The 19,603-nt window shown below is 31.5% G+C and carries 15 protein-coding genes and 1 pseudogene; 1 reads left to right on the forward strand and 15 read right to left on the reverse strand.

All coding sequences use genetic code 11. The features are described from left to right. Positions 1 to 351 precede the first annotated feature (351 nt). Positions 352 to 531, reverse strand: coding sequence for a hypothetical protein (locus GQR97_RS17200; RefSeq protein WP_158850650.1), 180 nt, complete (start codon positions 529 to 531; stop codon positions 352 to 354). A 46-nt stretch (positions 532 to 577) separates the two neighbouring features. On the opposite strand from GQR97_RS17200, the pseudogene GQR97_RS17205 reads away from it, so the two are divergent. Further along, a pseudogene (locus GQR97_RS17205) lies at positions 578 to 763 on the forward strand (transposase); the annotation flags it as partial. An 87-nt stretch (positions 764 to 850) separates the two neighbouring features. On the opposite strand, the gene GQR97_RS17210 reads toward GQR97_RS17205, so the two are convergent. The 14 genes from GQR97_RS17210 to cobN all read right to left on the reverse strand — a co-directional run bounded on the left by GQR97_RS17210 (position 851) and on the right by cobN (position 19,543). Further along, positions 851 to 1,024: a DUF4982 domain-containing protein gene (locus GQR97_RS17210; protein WP_158850652.1), complete on the reverse strand. Its 174-nt coding sequence runs from the start codon at positions 1,022 to 1,024 to the stop codon at positions 851 to 853. Positions 1,025 to 1,045: 21 nt separating this feature from the next. Beyond that, positions 1,046 to 1,201, reverse strand: coding sequence for a hypothetical protein (locus tag GQR97_RS17215; protein ID WP_158850654.1), 156 nt, complete (start codon positions 1,199 to 1,201; stop codon positions 1,046 to 1,048). Between the two features lie 12 nt (positions 1,202 to 1,213). Beyond that, a complete protein-coding gene (locus tag GQR97_RS17220) occupies positions 1,214 to 2,098 on the reverse strand; it encodes a ChaN family lipoprotein (RefSeq protein WP_158850655.1) in 885 nt (294 codons plus the stop codon). Between the two features lie 39 nt (positions 2,099 to 2,137). Then, positions 2,138 to 3,580 (reverse strand): M16 family metallopeptidase, encoded by a 1,443-nt coding sequence (locus tag GQR97_RS17225; RefSeq protein WP_158850656.1) that lies wholly within the window; start codon positions 3,578 to 3,580, stop codon positions 2,138 to 2,140. 9 nt (positions 3,581 to 3,589) lie between these two features. Next, positions 3,590 to 4,846 carry a M16 family metallopeptidase gene (locus tag GQR97_RS17230; RefSeq protein ID WP_158850657.1) on the reverse strand — a complete coding sequence of 419 codons (1,257 nt, stop codon included), beginning with the start codon at positions 4,844 to 4,846 and terminating at the stop codon, positions 3,590 to 3,592. 110 nt (positions 4,847 to 4,956) lie between these two features. After that, positions 4,957 to 6,354, reverse strand: coding sequence for a DUF6850 family outer membrane beta-barrel protein (locus tag GQR97_RS17235; RefSeq protein WP_158850658.1), 1,398 nt, complete (start codon positions 6,352 to 6,354; stop codon positions 4,957 to 4,959). A 169-nt stretch (positions 6,355 to 6,523) separates the two neighbouring features. Then, positions 6,524 to 7,768 carry a DUF4876 domain-containing protein gene (locus GQR97_RS17240; protein WP_158850659.1) on the reverse strand — a complete coding sequence of 415 codons (1,245 nt, stop codon included), beginning with the start codon at positions 7,766 to 7,768 and terminating at the stop codon, positions 6,524 to 6,526. Positions 7,769 to 7,801: 33 nt separating this feature from the next. After that, complete coding sequence (locus tag GQR97_RS17245; protein ID WP_158850660.1) at positions 7,802 to 10,786, reverse strand: TonB-dependent receptor; 2,985 nt, start codon at positions 10,784 to 10,786, stop codon at positions 7,802 to 7,804. Between the two features lie 132 nt (positions 10,787 to 10,918). Next, complete coding sequence (locus GQR97_RS17250) at positions 10,919 to 12,091, reverse strand: FecR family protein (protein ID WP_158850662.1); 1,173 nt, start codon at positions 12,089 to 12,091, stop codon at positions 10,919 to 10,921. A gap of 130 nt (positions 12,092 to 12,221) precedes the next feature. After that, positions 12,222 to 12,755, reverse strand: coding sequence for an RNA polymerase sigma-70 factor (locus tag GQR97_RS17255; RefSeq protein ID WP_199269878.1), 534 nt, complete (start codon positions 12,753 to 12,755; stop codon positions 12,222 to 12,224). Between the two features lie 681 nt (positions 12,756 to 13,436). Beyond that, positions 13,437 to 13,964 (reverse strand): alpha-ribazole phosphatase, encoded by a 528-nt coding sequence (cobC, locus tag GQR97_RS17260; protein ID WP_158850664.1) that lies wholly within the window; start codon positions 13,962 to 13,964, stop codon positions 13,437 to 13,439. Beyond that, complete coding sequence (locus GQR97_RS17265; protein ID WP_158850666.1) at positions 13,949 to 14,752, reverse strand: adenosylcobinamide-GDP ribazoletransferase; 804 nt, start codon at positions 14,750 to 14,752, stop codon at positions 13,949 to 13,951. The genes cobC and GQR97_RS17265 overlap by 16 nt, the downstream gene beginning before the upstream one ends. 5 nt (positions 14,753 to 14,757) lie before the next feature. After that, the gene (cobT, locus tag GQR97_RS17270) at positions 14,758 to 15,795 is read right to left on the reverse strand and encodes a nicotinate-nucleotide--dimethylbenzimidazole phosphoribosyltransferase (protein ID WP_158850668.1); all 1,038 of its coding nucleotides are present in this window, start codon (positions 15,793 to 15,795) and stop codon (positions 14,758 to 14,760) included. A gap of 1 nt (position 15,796) precedes the next feature. Then, positions 15,797 to 19,543 (reverse strand): cobaltochelatase subunit CobN, encoded by a 3,747-nt coding sequence (gene cobN, locus GQR97_RS17275; protein WP_158850670.1) that lies wholly within the window; start codon positions 19,541 to 19,543, stop codon positions 15,797 to 15,799. Between the last annotated feature and the right edge of the window lie 60 nt (positions 19,544 to 19,603).

A 19,603-nucleotide genomic window follows, 5' to 3' on the forward strand; every position in this document is an offset into this window, starting at 1 on the left:
TTCTCTGTTTTTATCTTAAAATTTTAAGTTGAATTATTTAATCACAATTAGAATCCATAGTAACATCATTATACAATTATATTCTCCTATATCATACTAACTCCGGTATGACAACAAAAAACCAATTCAACTATTTATCGCTCATCCATTTTAATTGAGGCCAACTTTTTGCGCCTTCATTTTCTTTTACTACCTCTTTTATAATTCTCTCATTCAAAATAATTTGTGCTAATTATCTTTTATATTGTTCAATTAATTTAGTCTCTTTACTTTCTAAATTATTTATCTCCCCAATATCGGTTTTTAAGTTGTATAATTGAAATTTAGGTAAGGTTTTAACAGCTAGTATATTTACTTTTTATTTGTCATACCCATTTTTGATACATCAAGCTGTGGAATACTTATCTTAATAGCAGAGCTAACATCTTTAAAAGAAAAATTACCAACTGCAAGATCTACAAACATAGGATTAGCGAAAAGGCTTACCTCCTCTTTCCCTAAAACACGCACCTTAGCAAAGTATTCATCCATCCTGGAATTACGACATTAGACTAGACGCAAAGTTGAGAGAATTTGTTTGTTAGTTATTAATTTAGCAATTATTAGAAATAAACCGAAACATTGCACATTAGAATTTAAGTAAAAAGCTGTAGAATTAAGTTATGCTAAGCAAGTCTGTGAAGACTTAGATATCTTTCCATCTGTGCTTTATCACTGGCGAAAAGAATCACAAGATTATGGTAATAATAGTTTTCCATATCGAGAAAAGGCAGGTTTTCCAGCAATTTTAACTTCTTTCGTAGCTACAACTTCATTATTTTTATAGGATATTGCTTTTAAGGTTCCTAGTTTATAAATTACATACCAATACTTGGTACTCTACATCGTTTATGTTATTGGTTGTCACTCCAAGAGATTTTCCATCTTGAAATAATTCTACACGATTTCCATTGGTGTACGTATAAACGGTTACTTTTTTTTCTTCTTGACCTTCTAAACTCCAATGAGGAAAAATATGTGCCATCGGTTTTTCTGTCCATTGAGATTAATAGAAACAATAGCCATTTTTTGGAAAACCACATAAATCAATTGGAGCAAAAAATGATGAACGTGCTAGCCATCCATAAGGAATTACTTCTTCAAAATAATCGCTTCCAATGCAAATAAACTGTCCTAAAACAGAACTAATTACTCCTCTCAAGCTTGTATAAAACTATTGTTTTGTTTGCGTCATATTATCAACAACGACAATAATATAATTGGCTATTGTTGTTTTTTCTTCGTCTGTCATTACATCCCATTCCGATTGTGTAACTGTGCTGATAGATTTTAATGTTAAACCAGGTTTTATTTTATTAACCCACCAAATAATACCTTGACCATAATTTGAATGGTAAGATCCTTGGAAGTGAAGTAACAAATTTCCTTTAGTAAAGTTTTTAAGAGAAAAATGCGCCATAGTTGCATCTTTAGCAGCCTGAGCCGTTTGAATATTTAACATATTTGGCGGTATATGCCCTCCCATATTATCTGCCATTTCTGCATAAGCTTTTACGGTAGGGTCAAAATATTTTTCTAGATCTGGACCTATTAAAGCTAATGCCTCTGGACTCAATTCTTTTAATGCACTTATTCCTTTTTTATTCAACACAGATGCATAACGCCTTGGAATGTTGGTAGCAATAAAACGTAAGTTGTTATTTTTTGCAAAATCGACCAAAGGTTTGTAATCAGTTTTATAATTACCCCACATTTGAGTCATTTCTAGTATCATTTTATTTTCCGGATACAGCCCTTGTAAATATTCATTTAAAACCAACTGATTACCACTCTCTAACATTTCCGCACCAAAAAACAATGAATCTTTTTTGATATCAAACAAACTCTTGCTTACTTCTAGTTGTAACCAATGCGAAATAGGATTTGTATGGTATTCACCAAAAAACACCATATCGCTATTAGCAAGATCGACTATCATATCTCCATAATCAGCATGTTTTCCACTATTATTAAATAACTGATAAGCCGGCTTATTTTGTGCCTTTATATTACTGGTTAAGACTAATAATAAGATGAAAATTATTTTAAAATGTTTCATATTTTGCTTCTTGTTTTGTTTTAAGTTTAAGACTATAATTTAATTGATCATTTGCCCGTTTTCATCAAAATAAATAACATCACCAAATTTTTCTAGCGCCCCTTTTAATTCTGATATTTTACCTTTTATTACTATTACACATTTAAAAGGATCTATATATTTTTGAGACATAGCCATAATATCGTCGGTATTTATACTATAAAACTTCTCGACTTTAGTTTGCAAGTAATTATCGGGTAAATTGTATAAATCTTTTTGCATGGCAAATGTAATGTATGGAATAGGAGCAATAGGGTTTAAAGACCGTGTGTACTCACCTATTAAACTGTTTTTAGCTATTTTTAAATCTGAAGCACTCACCTTGCCGTTGCGTAACCTCAGCATTTCTAAAATAATATTTTCTATTGCATAAGCGGTTTGGTTGTTTCTAACACTAGTGTAAACAGAGCCTTGTCCGCCGTTGGCAGAACTACCTACCGAAGACCTAATAAAGTAACAAAGACCCTTTTCTTCTCGTAAATTTTTATATAAATATGATAATTGACTTTCCCCAAAAATTTCATTCAAAACCTGTAGTTTTATATCGTCATCAAAATAGGTGTATGCGTCTTCTAAATTCCATCTAAAAGAAATCTCAGATTGCACCGCATTTGGAACATCTTTTACTATTACTTTTCGACGTTTAATAGTTGTTGTTTTTTTAGTAATAGGTTTTTCTCTTCTATAAAAAACTCCAGATTTCCATGCCCCGAAATAGCGATTCATTAGTGTAGTACATTCTTTTTCGGTAAAATCACCAATAATAACAACTAATGCATTATTTGATACTATTCTGTCCCTTTTATAGTTTTCAACATCGCTAATTGCTAAACCGTTGTATTCTGGTTTTACAGTAGGTGTTGTTTTAGCACTTTGCTTTATAGCTCCAAAAAGTAAAGAATCTATAACCGCCTCAATAGAAAACGTTTTTAAAACATTTTCATTCTGAGATTTATGCTTTCGCTTTGTTAACTCTGCTTCTTTTTTTTCTTTAATTATCTCGGCAGTAATTACAGGGTTTAACAAAGCATCAACATACATATCTAGTAATTGTTCCACATCCTTTTTCATCCCTTTAATTGTGCCTCCATACATATTTGTATTCAGCATTGCTCCTTGGCTACGGATAATAGAATCTATTTCTCCCTTTGGATACTTTTTAGATAATTTACTAGAGTAAGCTGCGTTTAAAACATTTTTTTCCGCCAATTTGGTTTCTTCATTATAACCTGGCAATTCTATATTTACGGAAATTGTAAATTTTGGATAATTTTTTACTGGCGCTAAATAAACACGAAGGCCATTATTAAGTTTAATTGGAATTAATTTCCCCACATTTAAACTTTCGGGTTCATCTGCTTTAGGAGGGAAAGAACGGTCTACTTGAGCCATACTTACAACATGACTACAAAGGATAAAAATAAATATATAAAAAGTTTTCATTTTGATTAACTATTCTGGGTGATAAACAATAACAACACGATTAGATTTATCTAAATATTTTTTAGCAACCCGCTGAATATCATAGACAGTTATTTTATTTAAATGGTTTATAAGATTTCTAATATCGGATGTGTTTTTATGTAAATGATAATAGTTAGTTACTTTGTCTGCAAAGGTTTCTGCATGATAAAAATAATCTACAAAAGCCGATTCAAATTGCCTTTTCACTTGTTTTAATACAGCCGGATCTACCGTTGTGTTTTTCAATAAATTTAATTGAGCTTCAACTTTATCGAGCAAGTATTGCTCACTATTTGCATTTTTAACACTAGCGTTAACACGAAATGTACTTGTTTTTTCCCAAAAATCTGCAGATGCATTTATTCTTTTTATAATTGTATCTTCTTGTACTTTTAATTTATCTTCAAAATAAGAGTAATTAGAATTACCAGACAAAAGCGCTGTAAAAACCTGTACTACAAGAGCATCTGGATCGCTTTGAGGCATTAAAGGATACCCTATTAAAATAGACTCATCTGTTAAACCTTTAACATATATTTCCGTACGTTTTTCTAATCCTGATAGCCTATCAAATTTATGAGGTCTCTTTATTTTTTTACCTTTCGGAATATCTTTAAAATAAAGATTAACCCATTTTTTAGTCTCTTCAATATCAATATTACCCGAAACCACTAAACATGCATTATTAGGAATATAATAAGTTTTAAAAAACGCATCAAAATCTGCCTTAGAAGCTGTGTTTAAATCCTCCATTGAGCCAATCATGTTATGCCCATAGGTGTTGTAAGAATAGAGTTTTGACATCATATCAAAATAAGAATTTCCAAGTGGCTTATTATCATAACGCATACGCCTTTCTTCTTTTACAATCTCTCGTTCTCGGTTAATTCCCTCTTGCGTAATTACGGGATGTAACATTCTTTCAGATTCTACCCAAAGCCCTAGTTTAAACTCGTGCGCTGGTAATAATTGATAGTAATATGTTACATCGTAATTGGTATATGCATTACAGTATCCGCCAGCATTTAAAATGATGTTCTCTAATTTTCCTTGAGGTATGTTTTTTGTTCCATGAAATAAAAGATGTTCATAAAAGTGAGCATAACCCGTATGTTTTACAGATTCATTTTTAGAACCTACATGATATTTAGTACCAACAATTACATTAGGTTCATTTACATCTTTATGAAGAATAATATGTAAACCGTTAGCCAAATCGTATTCTTCAAAATGAATATTATTCATCTTTTGGCTCCATGTAAATGGTGAGACAAGAAAAATAATTAAAATAATTAACGCCTTCATTTTTTAGTTTTAGAAAATATTAAATAAACAGAATTATGATAATAGAAGGATTAAAAATATAATTTTAGCCCTGCCACTAAACTTAAATAATCTTCGTTTTTAGAAAAATAACTTACCTCACTACTTGATAAACTGGTTGCTTTTAAATAATCTCCAGTTATAGAAAATTCTAATTTATTATTGTGTTTAAGAGCAAAATCTACTCCTATTTTGGTATTAACATTAAACGTATCAATATCTGTATAATTAGCGACCTTATTACCTATCCAGTCTACAAAAATATTATTTGCAGCAAAGGGATCGTGTTCCATATCTAATACCAAATGATATAAAACCCCCAGATCTGTAAAAAACGCTGCTTTTTGAGAAAGTTTTTTATTTATCCCTAAAGATATCTCTGGCTCCAAATACTGATAATCAAACTGGTAAGCATAATTCAAATCCAATTGCTTTTTATTATAATAATTTACGCCTATACATAACTTATTTAAAAACTGATTATAAAATAAAATATTCCCTTCAGTTTTAACACGATAACTTGTGCTCGTAAAATTTTGATTATAGTAAGCTCCATTTTCATCCCATACTTTTGCTTTTCCTTTTAAGTACTCTGCATTTAAACTCAATGCCACAAGCTTATTTGTTTTATAACTATTGTAGTAAATATTTAACCGTTCTCTAAAAAAATTATATTTAGTTAACTCATCATTTTCTTCTACTCTAACAATATTTTTATCTATCCAACGCTCTAGACCGTAACCAGTAGAACTTTCTATTGACAAATCTGAATTATTATGTTTAAAAAGCCATTGTAATTGTAAGTTTGGGATACTTCGTTTACTTTCGAAACCATTATCAATATTTTTAATGTAAGACCCTAACCCCGTATTTAAATAGTAATTAGCAGTAGCTTCTGTATTGTTTTCAGGAAATTTATTACCAAGTTCAGAATCTGTTTTAAAAAACTCATTGCTTAAAGCTAAACTCAACATGTGCTTTTGGTTTAGTTTATAGCTTAACGCTACCTTAGCTAAAATTTTTAATGCCGTTAGCTCGTTTCTAGTATCTGTTTTTCTAAAATAAAAGTTGGTATCATAATTTAAATACCCACCTAAAGTTAGTTTAGAGTTAATGCTATTAGCTCCACTAACTTGAAAATTATAGTTTTGATGGTTCCATAACCCTGTGGTTTCTTGAAAAAAGTAATAAGGAGATCCATACTCCTTTATTCCATAAGTTAGATTATTTTCCACCTCTTCTTTTCGAGAGTTTAGGTACTCCAAGCCACCATATAGAATCCAATTAGTGTTTTCTAAAGGAGCTAAAGATGCTGTTTCCACATACAAACCGTTTTGTTTTTTATATTCTTGTGGATGCCTTAATGCGCCTTCTGAATACAAATATTTTCCTTCTCCATAAGAAAACTTACCAAGGTTTGCTTGATTCAATAATGAAGGTATTTGAAAATATCGATTTTCAAACAATTTAAATTGAAAATCCCTCTCAGCAGCAGATAAATTGCTTACGTTCTCTATTGTTTGTGAAAAAGCACTTAACACACAAAAAAACAAAGAGAATGCAAAACACATTCTCTCTATTTTTAAATGGTTTGTTTTTTTAGTTGTTGTAACCATATTTATCTGGAAAATCTATTGCTTCAAAATCTACCGTTGAATTATTTGTGTCTAACAAAATAGTTCTACCAAAACGTGCACTAGCTACTTCGTCAATTTTTCTTCTAGAACTTAACCCTGTATAAGAAATTGCTCCATCTGCATTTACATAAGTAAAACCACCATCAACAGAAGCTGGTATACGCTTATAGTCTGCCGCACCAGAATTATCTAAAATATCAACACCATCAACAACCTGATCAATAGAAATTTTCATTAATTTAAAAGTAGATGTCGATCCTGGCTCTGTATAATCTACAATATCCGAATCGCTAAAAACAGCTTCATTACTAACTAAAACTACACTAGCTGAAGCAGTACCTAATCTAAAAAAATTAGTTTCATCAAACATGTAAATATTAGTCATATTTGCAACTGCTGGGTTATCGAATTCAAAAAAAGAATTCCCACTACGCCCTTGAGCCTCTAACCAATCTATTGAATAATGTTCTAGCGTAGCGTCTGTATTATCTAACTCTCCATCTGGATTTGCACTTCCTTCTTTATAATCAACAGCATTTAATGCTATTACAATACTTTTACCTGGCTCTACCGGATAATCGGTTCCTACTCCTGGTATTTGGCTCATTACATCTGTGTAAACATAAGTGTCATCTGTTAAAACTGTAGATAATGCGGTATCTCCAGAAACACCTGTATCTCCAAATAAATTTGCGATATACATGCCATCTGCATATAAAGTCTCAGATGAATTATTAAAAATTTCAACAAAAGCATCTTTAAATAAAGAGATGTACCCTGAGCCCGCAGAATACACTTCTTTAATAACTAAACCTCCATCTTGATTAACTGCATTAACCTCAACAATTGCGGTTGTTGTTACTTGTTTCATAACAGTAATATTATTTGCTGTACCACTTAAAGTATAGTCATCTGTGGATTTTGAAGCTATTACAGTGTATGTACCTACTGAAATGTTTGAAAACGTTACCAAACCGTCCGCACTAGTTGTTAAACTTAAAATAGAATTATCTACAGTATGGGTTGCTGTAATTTCTATACCATCTAAAGAAATATCACTAAGACCACTAGCCAATTCTATTTGAACTTGTAAATCTCCTAAATTTGCCACTGCATCATCATCACTACATGCCGTTGATATCCCAATTAACAAAAAAGCTGCTATTAGTTTTGTTAAACCTAATCTTTTTAAAATTGTTTTTTTCATGTTCTTAATTTATTGATTTATATAATTGTTAATTTATTTAATTAATAAGGTGAGATTAAAACCTACTGAAAGCTTACTGTTAAGTCTTCTATTACTTCCTAAAAACTCGTAAGTTGGATTATACCACGGCGCATTATTTGCGTAGAAACTAAACGAATGCCCTTGTTTAGATTCTTTACGTATTTGTAAATTAAAATTGCTATAGAAAGGTGTTTCTGTTGTGGTAAAGGTATTTTCATCTCTAATTAAATCAGCGAATTCTAAATTCATTCTGTTTGCTTCAGGGATTTCAACATAATTCCCATCGGCATCATAATATGCAAATGGATATAAGCTAGCTCCTATATACTCGCTACTTTCTTTAAAGTTTAATTCTGCAGAAAGGGTTAATACAAATCTCAAAGACGGAATATGTTGTATTAATGTTACCGTACCAAAACTTCTAACGGCTTTTGTTAATGTGTTTTCGTACACCCCGTAACGCACAGAATTATCACCAACAACGTACGCAGATTTATCAATATCAAATCCTTTATCCGTAACCAAACTTTCTAAGTAACTATATCTAAAATTAAATTGAGTATTGGTTGCTTTTATTTTTTCTGGGCTCAATGTAAGCTCAACACCATCGGTAGATGTAAAGGCATTATTTTTCATAACACTTACCGTTCTTGGAATATTACTTACTTCTCCTGTAGGCTCAACTACCGGTTGTTCGCCCTCGGGAGCACTTGCTACTTGATAAACAGGTTTTGGAAGTAATATCAATTCTTCTGTTGTGTTAATCCCACGGCGCATATCTTTTTTAAAATAGGTAAAATTGATATTCATGAAGGCTGGGGACCAATCGAATCCTATTTCTTTTAAATCGGAATAATTAGGTTTTAAATGCTCGTTTGTAGGTTGGTAAACATAAGTACTAACTATAGCCAAACGCTCGTCTGGATTTTCGGCGTAATACTGAAAATTAATATAATCAATATAAGATCGACCAGGGTAAAGTTGCACCATAGCCGGCGCTTTATATGATACACCCCAAGCCGCTCGTGCCGTAAAATTATTATATTTTGACAAAAAAGACATACGAGGAGACCACAAATTGTAACGTTCCAACATATTATCATACCTTACTCCTAAATTAAGTTGTTGTTTAGAATTTTCACCTGTACGCTTTATTACAGTTTGATGGTATGCTGAAAATGTTTTAGATGCTGGTATTTTTTCAAAAGTTGTAGATCTACTACCTGCAATATCTTGTGAGTGTGCTATATTACCTGTAGACACCCTACCGCTACCCGTATTATCATCGAAAGTGTATTGCAGTCCAGTTTCAAAATTAAAATCTATAGTTTCTAAATTAAGGTGTTGTTGTGCATCTATTCTGCCATTTACATTAACAGGGCGTCCTTTAATATCTCTAGTTTGATTAAATGCATTTGGTGAATAGGTTGTTGCATAAGTACCACTCTCTAAAGCCTCGATAATTGGAAAAGGGCCATTAATAACATACGTATCATAATACGAATGTTGATTAACTAAACTACCACTAAAATTATAGCTTACTTTCCCTAAAATAGACGATGAAAAATCTCCCGAAAGTGTTGCCTGAAAAGAGGTACTTTTTACATCTGCTTCGTTTTTATAAACCTCTTCAGGTTCATGACGATTTCCATCATCTGAATGACCAATTCTAAAAGATGTAAAATGATTCCATTCTAAATTTTCAAACACCGGGAGTTTCCATCTCAATCCTAAATTAAAACTTTGATAAAATAATTTTCTTTCCGTAGGAGAACCAGAGGAATAAGCATACGAAAAATCAGAGTTTAAAACACCATAATTATTTAACTCATACCCTTTTGCTATAGATGCCTGATAATTTGTAGAAGACACATTTTTCGAGACGATATAAGGCGATTTACCTACTTTACTTTTCACTAAAATTCCACCAGACGATAAATTCCCATACTTGGGTGATGCCACACCTGCTATAACCTCAACAGATTCTACATTTGCTAATGTTATACTTCTTAAATCTACACCTCCAGCAACATTAGATTTCCCCCCATCTAAGGACGATGCATTTTTTGTTTGCATATTTGCATCTGTACTTATTGCTGCTCCATCCAAAATAATTGCCGTTCCAAATGCATTTACATCAGAAGCTACAGCGCTTCTTAAGTTAGCCTGTTTGGTTGATGTTAAATCGGATTGTTGTGCTTTATTTCCGGGAAGTAAACTTAGCACGTCTGCCAGGTTCATGGCTTGTACTTGCTTCATGGCTTGGCTACCTATTTTATAAGATGAAGTCCCCTCTCTACTCACTGTTTTTGTAGCGGTAACCACTACCGTATCTAAATCTAATAAATCTTCCTTTAGTGTTATATTTATATTCGATAAATCTAATTCTAAGGCTAAATCAATCTCTTTTATTTTATAACCAATAAGGCTTAAATTTAAAAGAAAGTTATTATGAGGCAACTGTAACGAAAACTCACCGTTTTTATTTGTAAATGTCCCAATATTTAACTCGGCAACTATAACATTAACATCAGAAAGCGGTTTATTATTTATATCTAATACACGCCCTTTTATTTCTACTTTATCATAATTTTTTTCTCCAGCTTCTTTGTTATTAACCTCGATAGGCTTCTCTTTAATTAAGATAACATTATCATCCATCATCGTTACATCAACATTCCCTCCCGATAAAGCCAACGTTAAAAGTTTATCAACTTTAATAATTCCTTTTTTCAATTCTACTTTAGGAAAAAACTCAAATAGAGATTGCCTATAAATAAACATGTAGTCGCTAGATTGTTCTTTAATAATTTTAAAAACTTCATCGACGGTAACTACTTGGTCTTCCGTAATATTGATTTTAGCATTTTGAGATAGCGCATTGTTAGAACTAAAGCCAAACATTGTAGCACAAAACAAGAATACAAATATTCGCATAATACAGTTTAAGAGACCTTTTCTTGAAACAGAGCAGGCACTAATTAATTTAAATTTCATTACTTTGTAAATTATTAGTTGATTAAACTTTTTTAGTTGATTAATTATTTAGTGCGGAGAAATAGTCTTGAGCTTGGCGGTTTAAACTATTTCTCCTTTTTTATTACAGTGCTATTAAAAAAATTTAAGCTTTTATTTTATAATTACAGACTTTTTATTAATCTCATAAGAATTAATAATATTGGCTTTCTGAAAAATGGTTAGTATTTTTTCAATACTATAATTCTTCTTTAAGGCTCCTATAAATTTTTGTGTTTCTAAATCTTTTTTCTCGAAAGCAACATCTATATCGTACCATCTAGAAAGCACCATCATGATATCTTTAAGTGTTTTATTTTCAAAATTAAATACACCATCCTTCCATGCTATTTCGTTATAAACATCAACATGAGCTATGGCGAAAACATTGTTTTCTATATTTAAAATCGATTGCTGTTTAGGTATTAAGTTTTCTTTTATCTCACCAAAACTCACTTCTACTTTTCCTTCTACTAAAGTTGTGTAGATATTAACCTCATCTTGATAAGCTTTAATATTAAATTCTGTACCTAACACTTCTACATTTTGTCCCTTACTTATAACCTGGAATTTGGCGCCGTTATGATTGGTACTTGGAGATACATCAAAATATGCCTCACCGTAAACAAGTTCTACCAAACGTGGGTTTCCTTTTATAAAATATACAGGGTATTTTAATTTAGATTCTGAATTTAACCATACATGTGTACCATCTTCAAGCGTAATTTGAAATTGCCCTCCTTTTGGAATACTTAAATAGTTAAAAGAGATTTCCTCTTCTACGACTTGTTTTTTTAGATTTTCTTGATAAACAAGTTCTTCTCCTTCAGTTTTTAAGTATTCAGCTTCATACTTTACGCCTTTAACCAATTCTACAACTTCTCCGCTCTCCAAGGTTAATAAAGCCTTATCGATACCTGGTTCTATTTGATTATCGACAATAATAGGTGCGTTTATATTATTACCTAAACTATTTCCTTTTAAAAAGTACGTTGATGATAGCACTCCTAGAACAATTGCTGCTGCTGCCGCATACTGCCAGCGGTACGTTTTTTTAGGCATAACTAGTTTAGATTTTATAATTTGCCAATCTGCTTTACTATCTATTTTTGATTTAAGATGTAATCTCGATTCTATTTTATCTTCTTCTGTAAGTCTTTTTAAAATATCTTCTTTTTCTTCTTCAGAAAACAAATTAGAAGTCTCTAATTCCTTAGCGCTTTTATCTTTCAAAAGAGAAGACGCTATTTGCTTAGATAATATTATGATTTTCTTAAAGTTCATCATTAGTTTCAACCACTATTTATTACTAAGACGACAAAAAAGTAAACTAGGGTTAAAAAAAAATGATTTTTTTAAAATAAAATGTAAAAAATTAACAAATAAGATTATTACTTATTATCGGGTGCCCCCATTTTTAATTGGAAGATTGAAAGGCAAAAGCCACTATAAAGAAGTAGTTTTTTAATAAAGGCCTTAAACGTTTGTAAGCTATTTTTTTTTGACCTTTAACCGTATTTACAGATATTTTTAAATGTTCAGCAATTTCTGCATTTGATAAATCTTTAATACTTAATCTAATTATTTGAGCACATTTGTTGGGTAATGTATTTATAGCTTCTTCTATTCTGGAAGATGTTTCTTCTATAATAACCTCTTTTAAGTAAAAAGACTCTTTATTTAATTGATCTAACTCTTCCACCGGCATATGTTCGGTTGTTTTAACTCTTTTGCTTTTTAAAAAATCTAACGATCTATTTTTAACAGAAGTGTATAAATAAGATTTTATAGCTAGTTCATTATTAAACTCAATTTCATCTTCCCAAACCTTAATAAAAACATCTTGAACTAAGTCTTTGGCTACCTCTAAATCGCTTACATAATTGGTAGAAAAAACACATAGCGAACCATATAAAGAATCGAAAACATCCTTATATTCTTTTATTGACAAAGTATGCCTGTCTTTTATCTTGAACAAGTGCTTTAATTAATTTTTGGTTATCAAATCTAATTAAAAACACCAAAATCTAAAGGCCTCCAATAGCTTTTTATCTTTTGACAAAAAAAACAAAGTTAAAAAAAGCATTTATTCAATTTTAATAATGATTATTTGCTAATTTCAGAATTATTAAAACTAAAAAGGTTAGCATTTTCTTTTTAACTCCCTTCTATTAACAAATTAATTTTGAGAAAATTCGCCCCATATAAGGGTCTTATTTAAAAGGATAAAATTGAAAAACTCGAGATTAAAACTATAAATACCATTAGAAAACGGAAGCATTATTAACACCTATCTTTTTCTGTTTTACACTCTTTCAATGGCATGCTTGGCAGTTTGCTTGTATGCTTTATTCTACTCGTATATCTCTATTATTACAAATGCACATAACCCTGCAAACCCATTAATATTTTATTTCAGAATACATTCTAATTAATATTTGGTTCTAAAAAGCATAATCCTACATTGTTCTTAGAAATCAAATTGAGACAATAGAGAGTAAACCTACTATTGTATCAATAAAAAAGTTCCCTATTCCATTCTTGTTTGGATAAATAACAGCAAAAAAATAAAATAGATTTGATTAACACCTAATTCCTCGAATAAATATAATTATGCAGTTGCTTCACATATCTAAGCGTTATAAACCACCTTCAAAACAGCACCATATTCAATAGTTAGGGAATTAAACGATTTTTTCAACTCTATATTATTAAAGTGTGCCCATAAACTTCTTATAACTCCTGAGTGAGTTACAATGGCTATTTTACTATAATAATTTGGTATTTCTTCTATAAATTCGACTACTCGACTTTGTTGTTCTTGGTAAGACTCACCTTTATAAGCAGGTTTATTTACCCAATCATCATACCAAGGCTGTATCTCATTATTTGGTATGTCGCTCCATTCTTTAAGCTCCCACGAACCAAAATCGAGTTCCATTAAACGCTTATCTCTTGTAATATCTTGAGAAATTAAATTTGCCAATTGCGTACACCGTTGTAAAGGGCTAGAGTACACTTTATCAAAACTATTAGGAATTGCCATCAAAACCTTTTCAGCTTCTTTTAGAAAACTATTTTTTAAAGGAATATCACTCTGCCCATAACAAATACCCTTTTCAATATCTGGAGTAGTATGCCTAATTAAATATATTTCCATAAAATAAAAATGCTTAGATAAAATATAATTTCGCTTATTTGTTGAATAGCTCCTAGGCAATCCCCTGTATAACCACCAATCCACTTGTTAAAAAACCTGACAAGAAGCACTCTAACCAGATAGATTGGAAAAAGTAACAAAAACACATAGGATGTTTGAAATAAAAACAAGGGAAATAAAGCAAATGTAAGTGCTAAAAGAAATGCTGGACTAGTCCACTTTAAACCTTCTGGAGTTATTGATTTTAATTTTGAAGTGCCATCATTTATACGAGCATATTGATGCGTAATCATGACACTAACAGCTAACACTCTACTAATACTATGACCAGCGAGCGAAACAAATAAAATAAAATAATAAGTAGGAATTCCGTTTGCCATAGGTAAATCGACCAAAGCTACTAATAATTGAAACTTCAACAAAAGTGCCATTACTAAAGCTATAGCTCCATAAGCACCTATAGTGCTATCCTTCATTATTAAAAGAATTTTTTCTTTATTCCATCCGCCTCCAAAACCATCAACAGTATCTGCCAAACCATCTTCATGAAAAGCTCCTGTTAGTAACAAACTACTAATAAAGGAAACAGTTACCGCTATAGAAACTGGCAAAATAGTAAGTAACAAAATTAATATCACAGCAGAAACCCCACCAACCAACAAACCTATAAGCGGTAAATATTTAACTGACGCTTTAGAATACTCTTTTTTAAATTGAATGCCTTTAGGAATAGGAATTCTAGTATAAAACATTAATGCTGTAAAGAATATTTGGACTTCCCTTTTCATTAATTTTATTTATTAGCCACGTTTACATCATCAAAACTGGCCATTTCGTTTATAAAACTCACTGCAGACTGTACTAAAGGGAAAGCAATGGCAGCTCCCGTGCCTTCTCCTAACCTCAACCCTAAATTCAATAAAGGTTTAGCTTCAAAATGATCTAATATTTTTTGATGTCCTGGCTCTCCAGAGGTATGTGCAAAAACACAATAATCAATAACTTTTGGGTTTAATTTTAAAGCAACCAATAATGCAGATGTTATGATAAATCCATCTATTAATAAAACCATTTTTAATTCAGCGGCTTGCAGCATAGCTCCTGCTATCATGGCTATTTCAAAACCACCAAACGTTTGTAAAATTTCTTCTGTTGATGATACCGAACTGTGCTTTTCTATAACAGCTCTAAGCACTTGCTTTTTATTTACAACGCCATCACTATCTAAACCAGCTCCCATTCCAACACAATCTTCAATTGGCATCCCTAACAATTTGCTCATTAACAAAGATGCTGAACTTGTATTTCCAATCCCCATCTCTCCAAAACCAATAATATTAGACCCTTCGGAATAAATTCTAGTGGCTATTTCTGCTCCTTTTTCAATGCACTTTTCACTTTGCTCTTTAGTCATTGCTGGTTGATACAGATAATTGTTTGTTCCTAAATCAATTTTTTCGTCAATTAATCCTGGTAAATTCTTAAAATCATATTTTACACCCGAATCAATTACTTTTAACGCAATGTTATGCTGTTTAGTAAACACATTAATACCTGCGCCACCACTTAAAAAATTATAGACCATTTGCCAAGTAACTTCTTGTGGATTAGGGTTAACAACGCCTTCTTCTGCAATACCATGGTCTGCAGCAAATAAAGCAATAGTTGGCTTGCTTAATTTAGGACTTAAAGTTTGCTGAATAACACCTATTTTTATAGCAATTTCTTCCAACATTCCAAGAGATCCTTTAGGTTTTGTTTTATTATTTACTTTGTGAACTAATTGTTCTAAAATGGCTTTATCTGGTGATTGAATCTTAAATGTTTTCATTTTATTCTGTTATGTTATCGGATTTTTTATAAATTTCTTTTAATTCTTCAATAGTTTCTTCGGATGGGTTTTCCCACATACCTCTTTGAATCGCTTCTAACATACGTTCCGACATATCTTTTAAAGCCCAAGGATTATGCTCTTCTATAAATGCTTTATTTTCGGCATCAAACAAATACGCATCGGTAATTTGCTCGTACATAAAATCTTCTATTAAATTTGTTGTAGCGTCATATGCAAAAAGATAATCCATAGTTGCTGCCATTTCAAAAGCACCTTTATAACCATGGTCTTGCATACCCTTCATCCATTTCGGATTGACGACTCTAGAGCGAAATACTTTTAATAACTCTTCTTTTAATGATTTTACCTTCGGATTTTCAGGACGTGAATGATCTCCAAAATAGGTTTCGGGTTGTGAACCTTTTACAGTATTCACCGCTGCCGTCATTCCTCCTTGAAATTGATAATAATCATCAGAATCTAAAATATCATGTTCTCTATTATCTTGATTCTGCATTACGACTTCAATAGATGATAATCGTTTTTTAAAGGTTTCGTGAGCAGATTTTCCACTGTTATTTTTACCAGAATAGGCATAACCACTCCAGTTAATATAAGCCTGAGCTAAATCGTCAGAAGTAGTCCAGTTTTTTCCATCAATTAAACCTTGTAATCCAGCTCCATAAGCACCCGGTTTAGAACCAAAAACACGATATAAAGCTCTTTCATTAGCTTGTTTCTCGTCCAAACCTTCTTGTTGCCATTGCTTTTTTTCTTCTTCTACACGTTTTTTAATAGGGTTTTGCTCATCCGTTTCATCTAATTCGGCTACTTTTTCAATAGCAGCATTAAAAAGAGAAATTAAATCAGGAAAAGCATCTCTAAAAAATCCAGAAATACGTAGCATAACATCTACTCGTGGTCTTTTCAATTCTAAGGTAGATAATACTTTAAAATCTTTAACTCTTCTGTTGCTTCCTTGCCAAACGGGTTTTACACCAATTAAAGCTAAGGCTTGTGCAATATCATCTCCACTTGTTCGCATTGTTGAGGTTCCCCAAACGGATAAACCGATAGATGTAGGGTATTCACCATTTTCTTGTTGATAACGGTCAATAATATTTTGTGCACTTTTTTGACCTAATTGATACGCAGTTTCTGAAGGAACCGTTCTAACATCCACAGAATAAAAATTACGTCCTGTAGGTAAAATATCGATACGTCCTCTTGTTGGTGCACCAGAACCTCCTGCAGGAATATATTGTCCGTTTAATCCTTTAATTAAATGCGTAATTTCATTACTTGTTTTTTGTAAAACAGGCAAGGTATGTTGTTGTATGTATTTTATAATTAGTGCTGTTTCAACACCAATTTTATTGATGAGATTTCCATCTAATAATTGACTAACGATATTCTTAGCCTTATTTTCTAACAACTCAACTGCTTGTCCGTAACTTCTGCAATGAATTCCGAATATTTCTTTTTCAAAGCTATCCGAATAAACAACATTTATAGGGTCAAATTTAAGTTGTAAGTCATCTGCTAAAGATTGCGTAATTCCTTTTAAATCTCCTTGTGGTAAACGATGTAAGGCTACAATTAAATCTACTAATTTTTCTTCTATTGGTAACCTTCCTAATATATGTAAACCACCTCTAATTTGAGATTCTTTTAATTCACATAAATACCCATCAATCACTTCTAATAAAGCATCAATATCTTTTCCGTCTTGGTTTAAATCAGATTTAAGGTGACTTTCATTTACAAGATTTTCAATTTTTACTTTAATTAATGAAGCGCGTTTTTTATCAACTAAAGCAGACTCGTAAAACTCATCAATTAATAATTCTAATTTTAATAAATCACCATAATTTTCTGCTCTTGTCATTGGCGGAATTAAATGGTCTAATATAATAGCTTGATTTCTTCTTTTTGCCTGTGTGCCTTCTCCTGGATCATTAATAATAAAAGGATAAAAATGAGGAATCGGACCTAATATAGCCGCAGGAAAACAAGTTTCTTTACTTAACGCAACACTTTTTCCGGGCAACCATTCTAAATTTCCATGTTTACCAATATGTACTAAAGCATCGGCTTTGAAATCGTGTTGTAACCAAATATAATAGGCTAAATAGGCTGGTGTAGGTGGTAAATCAGGCGAATGATAACTGGCTTGTAAATCTAAATTATAACCTCTACTTGGTTGAATACTAATCAATACATTATCAGAAACAAAACCAGGAATTAAAAAACAACCTTCTTTGTAATTAGGTGATTTTTCAGGATTTCCCCATTGTTTTTCTACTTTCTCACGAAGTTCGTCTGATAATTGATTGTAATAATGATAAAAAATACCAGCATCTAATTTGATGGTACGCCTTTCATTTAATGTGTTTATAGTTTCTAAATCGTTGGTAACAGCATTGGTTAATTTATCTATTAGTTCGTTTGTTGATTTTGGATAATCATCGGCTAAACTATAATTTTCATCAGCTAATTGTGTTAATATTTGTAACGTACTTTGTGGTGTATCTAAACCGACACCATTTGCTAAACGACTATTTTTATTTGGGTAATTTGGTAATACTAATGCTATTTTCTTTTCTGAATTCTTTTTGTGCTGTAAGTTTATCCAAGCTTTAGACATTTGCGCAACAAATTCACATCCTTCAATATTGGGTACATAAGAAACCACTTCTGAATCGGTTAACGAATCTTTTTCTATAGATTCTTTAAATGAAATGACTTTCGATATAATTTTACCATCAACTTCGGGTAAGGCAATGTTCATAGCAATATCCGTAGGTGGTAATCCGAAAGAACCTTCTAACCAACTTTCACGATTGCAACTTCCCATGATGGCTTGTATAACAGGCACATTAAAAACATCAAATAAACTTTGTGTTGTTTCATGAAATCCTTGCACACTAAAACCGGTAGTATTTAAAATTACTTGTGGTTTTTCTATGTGATGAGATTTTAATAAATCGAAAATTTGTTGTTGAATATCATGCTCACGATATCCCGCAGCCATTAGTGCAATTGCAGAAATTCCTTCTGCTTCTAAGGCTTCAATAATACTATGTATAGGTGCTAAATTATTGGATAGATAATAACTTCTATATCCAAAAATAATAGCTTGTTTTTTTTCTTTATTTTGAGTTGATGAATTATAGATTCCTTCTTTTGGGTGATACAAAAATAAATCGGGAATGGTTTTAATCGCATTCGGAATTACAACTTCATCTGTAATTCTATTGCTGATTAATTGTAATGCGGCTTCACAATTTTCAAGTCCGCCAGACTGAATGTATTTCCAAATTAAATCGACATCTTTTAACGGAATGTTAGAAGATTGCATCAATTCTAAATCGGGTTTGTTATCACCTGGTAAAAACACCAACTGAATGTTATGCTCTTCACAACATTCAGTAAGTGCTTCACATAGATAATTATAATAGGCTTTTCCTCCTAAAAGTTTTAAAACAACAATTTTAGCAGAAGAAATCACCTCATCAACATAAGTATCTATGGTTAATTCTTGTTTAAAATAACTAAGGTTTGCAAACCGAAAAGTTGGTGGGTTTACAACAGAATCATGGATTAGTTTATAGGCATTATTCATCATAAACAAATCGGAATCTGCTGAAGATAAAAAAACAATATCTCCAGGAGATTGATCGATGTAAAAGACGCCTTCATCATTTGGATTCCAGCCGCCTGGTATGGTAGAAATTAAATGCACTTTTTATAATTTTTCATGAAACCTAACTACTTTTTGAACACAATAGAACAGTGAACTATT

Origin of the sequence: Algibacter sp. L1A34 (assembly GCF_009796805.1) — a bacterium.
Classification (GTDB): domain Bacteria; phylum Bacteroidota; class Bacteroidia; order Flavobacteriales; family Flavobacteriaceae; genus Algibacter.